Annotated in this window: 1 pseudogene; it reads right to left on the bottom strand. The window is 68.1% G+C overall.

The features are described 5' to 3' along the window. Window positions 1-232, bottom strand: a pseudogene (locus SB754_RS23200) (putative lipid II flippase FtsW); the annotation flags it as partial.

The following is a 232-nucleotide window of genomic DNA, read 5'->3' as shown; positions in this document are numbered from 1 at the left end:
CGGTATGTCTCGGGGCCAAGACGGGGCAGCCCCAGCATGGCGGCGACGCCCAGGGCCGCAAACAGGGCCTGCTTCATGAAGAAGCTGAAGGTGCTGCCCACGGACTCCCCCGCCGAGGCCGCAATGGATTCCACCGACGACGCCGAGAGCACCATCATCAGGCCGATGGCCGTCAGCGCCAGCGAGGCGCCCAGGATGGTGTAGTACGCGGAACCGGTCGCTTTTCGCCGGC

Origin of the sequence: Leifsonia sp. SIMBA_070, from assembly GCF_046534635.1 — a bacterium.
Lineage (GTDB): Bacteria > Actinomycetota > Actinomycetes > Actinomycetales > Microbacteriaceae > Leifsonia.
Note: the sequence above shows the minus strand (reverse complement) of the source record. Positions and strands in the feature narration are given on the sequence as shown.